Origin of the sequence: Rathayibacter sp. AY1C6 (genome assembly GCF_002931535.1) — a bacterium.
Classification (GTDB): Bacteria; Actinomycetota; Actinomycetes; order Actinomycetales; family Microbacteriaceae; genus Rathayibacter.
On sequence record NZ_PSWC01000046.1, the window covers coordinates 1 to 4,640 of the forward strand.

The window sequence follows — 4,640 nt, forward strand, 5'->3', positions numbered from 1 at the left end:
GGTGTCGACGTCCTCGACCGCGAGGTGTGCGCCGAACGGGGAGTTCGCCCGCAGGTGGCTCTCGATCGCGGCGAAGGCCTCCTCCGCGTCCTGGCCGGGGGCGATGCGGGCGCTGATCTTCACGCGCACGGACGGGACGAGGGTGTTGGAGGCGTCGACGACGCTGGGCGCGTCGATCCCGGTGACCGTGACGGCCGGCTTCGACCACAGGCGCGAGAGGATCGCGCCGGTGCCGATCGGCGAGACCCCGTCGAGCAGCCCGGAGTCGCGGCGGAGGTCCTCCTCGGTCGTCTCGGGCACCGCTCCGTCGTGCTCGGTGAGGCCGGCGACGGCGACCGAGCCGTCCTCGTTCCAGAGCGTCGCGAGCAGTCGGACCGCCGCGAGCATCGCGTCCGGGACCGCTCCGCCGAGCATGCCCGAGTGCGAGGCGTGCGCGAGAGTGCTGACGGTGAGGGTGAAGGTGACGTTGCCGCGCAGGCCCACCGTCAGCGAGGGGGTGTCGACGTCCCAGTTGTCGCTGTCGGCGACGATGATCGCATCCGCGCGGAGGGCGTCGTGGTGCTCGCGGAGGAAGGTGGGGAACGAGCGCGACCCGAACTCCTCCTCCCCCTCGATGAAGAGGACGAGCCCGAGGTCGTGGTCCTCGCCCGCGACCTCGCGGAGTGCGCGCACCGCGGCGAGGTGGGACACGACTCCCGCCTTGTCGTCGGCGGCACCGCGCCCGTACAGGCGGTCGCCGCGCACGGTCGGCTCGAACGGAGGCGTCTCCCACGCCGACTCGGCGCCCTGCGGCTGCACGTCGTGGTGGGCGTAGAGGAGGACGGTCGGCGCTCCGTTGCGGGCGGCGCGGGTGGCCAGGACGGCAGGCTGGCCGAGCACGTCGGTGCCGTCGATCGTGGCGCTGTGGATCGCGACGTCATCGAAGACGCCCGTCTCGCGCGCGAGCTCGGCGATGGCCTCGGCGCTGGCGGCCACGCGGGTCGCGTCGAAGCCGTCCCACGAGACGGACGGGATCCGCACGAGCTGCCCGAGCTGGGCGAGCGAGCGCGGCAGATCGTCGCGGACGGCGGCGAGGACGGCCTCCTCGTCGGAGGAGAGTGCGGGCGGAGTCGGAGCGTCGTGAGCCATGGAGGTAATCTTAAGAGACCCTCGATTCCAAGGACGTTCCCCGTGGCCAAGCACCCGATCGCAACCGACACGCCCGACGACGCCGGCTCCCCCGGCCCCGGGAAGGGCCGGCCGACGCCGACCCGGCGCGAGCAGGAGCTGGCCCGCAAGCGTCCGCTGGTCGTCACCGACCGCAAGCAGGCCGCCCGCGACGCCCGCGAGAAGGCCGCCGTGTCACGCGAGCAGGCCCGCATCGGCCTGGCCGCCGGCGACCAGCGCTACCTGCCGCTGCGCGACAAGGGTCCTCAGCGCAAGTTCGTGCGCGACTGGGTCGACGCACGCTTCAGCCTCGGCGAGTTCCTCATCCCGGTGATGGTCGTCGTCCTGCTGCTGAGCTTCTTCCCGCAGCCGGAGCTGCAGTACGCGACGCTCGTCATCCTCTGGGTGTTCTTCCTCCTCGCGGTGATCGACTGCATCCTCCTCGGCATGCGGATGCGCCGGAAGCTCGCCGAGCGCTACGGCGCCGACAAGGTCGAGAAGGGCATCCGCTGGTACGCCGCGATGCGCGCCCTCCAGCTGCGCGTCATGCGACTGCCGAAGCCCCAGGTCAAGCGCCGCGCCTTCCCCGAGTAGTCGGACGGCGGACCACGAAGGGCCCCTGCGGTCGCGCCTCGCGCGGCTCCGGGGCCCTTCGTCGTGCACGGCGGGTCAGGAGGCGCGGGCCAGTCCCCGGTTGATGTCCCGAGCCCACAGGGGCCCGCGGTAGATGAAGGCGGTGTAGCCCTGGACGAGGGTGGCGCCCGCGTCGAGGCGCTCGCGCACGTCCTCGGCCGTCTCGACTCCTCCGACGGAGATCACGCAGAAAGCCGCGGGGACCACGCCCCGGATCACGCGGAGCACCTCGAGCGAGCGCGCGGCCAGCGGGGCACCGGAGAGGCCGCCGGCGCCGGCCGCCTCGACCACGGCACGATCGGTCGAGAGGCCCTCCCGGGAGAGCGTCGTGTTGGTCGCGATGATCCCGTCCAGACTCAGGCGGACGGCGAGCTCGGCGACCCGGCCGACCTCGTCGTCGGAGAGGTCGGGGGCGATCTTGACCAGCAGGGGCGTCGTGTCGGCGGCGTCCTTGACGGCCGCGAGGAGCGGCTCGAGGCGGTCGATCTCCTGCAGGCCGCGGAGCCCGGGGGTGTTCGGCGAGCTGACGTTCACGACGAGGTAGTCGGCGAGCGGCGCGAGAAGGCGCGTGCTGATCAGGTAGTCCTCGATCGCGTCGTCCACCTCGACCACCCGGCTCTTGCCGATGTTGACGCCGATCACGGGGCGGCGGCGCGCGCTGCGCAGCCGGATCAGCCGCAGCGCCGCGGCCTCGGCCCCGTGGTTGTTGAAGCCCATCCGGTTGACGACGGCGCGGTCCGCGATCAGCCGGAAGAGGCGCGGCCGGTCGTTGCCCGGCTGCGCCCGCGCGGTCAGGGTCCCGACCTCGACGTGTCCGAAGCCGAGCGCACCGAAGCCCAGGACCGCGGTGGCGTCCTTGTCGAAGCCGGCCGCGACGCCGAACGGGGTCTCGAAGCGGAGCCCGAGCGTCTCGACCGCGGGCGTTCCGCGCGGGACGGTGGTCCGGCGCAGGACCGGAGCGAGGGCTCCGAGGGCCCGGATCACCGGGAAGCTCAGGTGGTGCGCCCGCTCCGGGTCGAGGCGGCGCAGGACGGTGCGGAACAGGAGCGGGTACACCCGGGCCTCAGATCTCGTCGGCGCTGTGGGGCACGGAGGTGCGCTCGGCGCGGAGCAGGGTGATCGCAGACTCGAAGTCGTCCAGCGAGTCGAACGCCTGGTAGACGCTCGCGAAGCGGAGGTAGGCCACCTCGTCGAGCTCGCGCAGCGGCGGCAGGATGGCGAGGCCGATGTCGTTCGCGTCGATCTGCGACGCGCCCGTGGAGCGGATGCTCTCCTCCACCCGCTGCGCGAGGACGGCCAGATCGGTGTCGGTTACGGGCCGGCCCTGGCAGGCCTTCCGGACGCCGCTGACGATCTTCTCGCGGCTGAACGGCTCCACGACTCCGCTGCGCTTGATCACGACGAGGCTCGCGGTCTCGGTCGTCGAGAAGCGCCGGCCGCACGACGGGCACTGCCGGCGGCGGCGGATCGAGAGGCCGTCGTCGCTCGTGCGCGAGTCGATCACTCGGGAGTCGGGGTGCCGGCAGAAGGGGCAGAACATCGAGGGCCTCTCGGTCTCAGGCGAAGCGGGCGTCGACGGCGTCGCCGTGGGCGGGCAGCGCCTCGGCGTCGCTGAGAGCGCGGATGTGCGGGGCGACGCGCTCGAGCGCACCGCGGTCGTACGAGATCAGCTGCTGCGGCCGGAGGAAGGTGTAGGCGCCGAGCCCGGAGGAGAAGCGCGCCTGCCCCAGCGTCGGGAGCACGTGGTTGGAGCCGGCGAGGTAGTCGCCCAGGCTCACCGGGGTGGTCGGGCCGAGGAAGATCGCGCCGGCGTCGTGGATCCGCTCGGCCGTCGCGACGGGGTCGGCCGTGTGCAGCTCGAGGTGCTCGGGGCCGTAGGCGTCGCTGAACGCGCAGGCGAGCTCGAGGTCGTCGACGATCACGAGCGCGGACTGCGGGCCGTCGAGTGCGATGGCCACGCGCTCCGCGTGGTGGGTGGCGGCGGCCTGGGCGGCGACCTCGCGCTCGACGGCGGCGGCGAGCTCGGCGCTGTCGGTGACCAGGACCGCGGAGGCGGCCTCGTCGTGCTCGGCCTGGCTGACCAGGTCGGCGGCGACCAGGCGCGGGTCGGCGGAGTCGTCGGCGATCACGAGGATCTCGGTCGGGCCCGCCTCGGAGTCGATGCCGACCTGCCCGAGCACCTGGCGCTTCGCGGTGGTGACCCAGACGTTGCCCGGCCCGGTGATGATGCTGACGGGGTCCAGCCCGATCGAGTCGACGCCGTAGGCCAGTGCGGCGACGGCTCCGGCGCCTCCGACCGCGTAGACCTCGTCGATGCCGAGCAGAGCGGCCGCCGCGAGGATCGTGGGGTGGACGGAGCCGCCGAACGCCTTCTGCGGCGGCGAGACCAGGGCGATGGAGGCGACTCCGGCGGCTTGCGCGGGCACGGCGTTCATGACGACGCTCGACGGGTAGACCGCCTTGCCGCCGGGGACGTACAGCCCGGCGCGGGCGACGGGCTGCCAGCGCTGGGTGACCGTGGCGCCGTCGTCGAGCTCGGTGGTGCGGGGCGGGGGGATCTGCGCGGCGCTGGCGCGGCGGACGCGCGCGATCGCCTCCTCGAGTGCGCTGCGGATGGCGGGGTCGAGGCGGTCGAGCGCCTCGGCGATCTGCTCGGCGGGCACGCGGAGGTGCGGGGGGCGCACGCCGTCCAGCCGCTCCGCCTGGTCGAGGAGCGCTTCCGCGCCGCGTTCTCGGACGTCGGCGATCAGCTCGGCGACGACGGGCCCGACGGAGGCGGACGTGCTCGGATTGCGGGGCACGAGGGCGAGGAGCTCGGCGGAGGAGGGACGACGGCCGCGGAGGTCGAGAGTCTGGATCAT

The 4,640-nt window shown here is 73.4% G+C and carries 5 protein-coding genes; 1 reads left to right on the forward strand and 4 read right to left on the reverse strand.

Annotated features, from left to right (window positions below; translation table 11 throughout):
- Positions 1-1,128: M20/M25/M40 family metallo-hydrolase (locus C5D36_RS16425; protein ID WP_104296290.1), on the reverse strand; the 1,128-nt coding region annotated here is incomplete at its 3' end.
- A 42-nt stretch (positions 1,129-1,170) separates the two neighbouring features.
- Between C5D36_RS16425 and C5D36_RS16430 the strand changes: the two genes are divergently transcribed.
- Positions 1,171-1,740, forward strand: coding sequence for a DUF3043 domain-containing protein (locus C5D36_RS16430; RefSeq protein ID WP_181067792.1), 570 nt, complete (start codon positions 1,171-1,173; stop codon positions 1,738-1,740).
- Positions 1,741-1,815: 75 nt separating this feature from the next.
- Here C5D36_RS16430 and C5D36_RS16435 read toward each other — a convergent pair whose 3' ends face one another.
- Genes C5D36_RS16435 through hisD form a run of 3 tightly spaced genes read right to left on the reverse strand, consistent with a single transcriptional unit; the run spans position 1,816 to position 4,640 of the window.
- Positions 1,816-2,835, reverse strand: a complete 1,020-nt coding sequence (locus C5D36_RS16435) for a quinone-dependent dihydroorotate dehydrogenase (protein WP_104233339.1) — start codon at positions 2,833-2,835, stop codon at positions 1,816-1,818.
- A 7-nt stretch (positions 2,836-2,842) separates the two neighbouring features.
- Positions 2,843-3,319, reverse strand: a complete 477-nt coding sequence (gene nrdR, locus C5D36_RS16440; protein WP_104224657.1) for a transcriptional regulator NrdR — start codon at positions 3,317-3,319, stop codon at positions 2,843-2,845.
- A gap of 16 nt (positions 3,320-3,335) precedes the next feature.
- Positions 3,336-4,640, reverse strand: a complete 1,305-nt coding sequence (hisD, locus tag C5D36_RS16445) for a histidinol dehydrogenase (RefSeq protein ID WP_104296289.1) — start codon at positions 4,638-4,640, stop codon at positions 3,336-3,338.

Bases quoted from the DNA above. Each gene is read 5' to 3' on its own strand.
- hisD (WP_104296289.1), bottom strand. From the start codon at position 4,640: ATGATCCAGACTCTCGACCTCCGCGGCCGTCGTCCCTCCTCCGCCGAG.
- nrdR (WP_104224657.1), bottom strand. From the start codon at position 3,319: ATGTTCTGCCCCTTCTGCCGGCACCCCGACTCCCGAGTGATCGACTCG.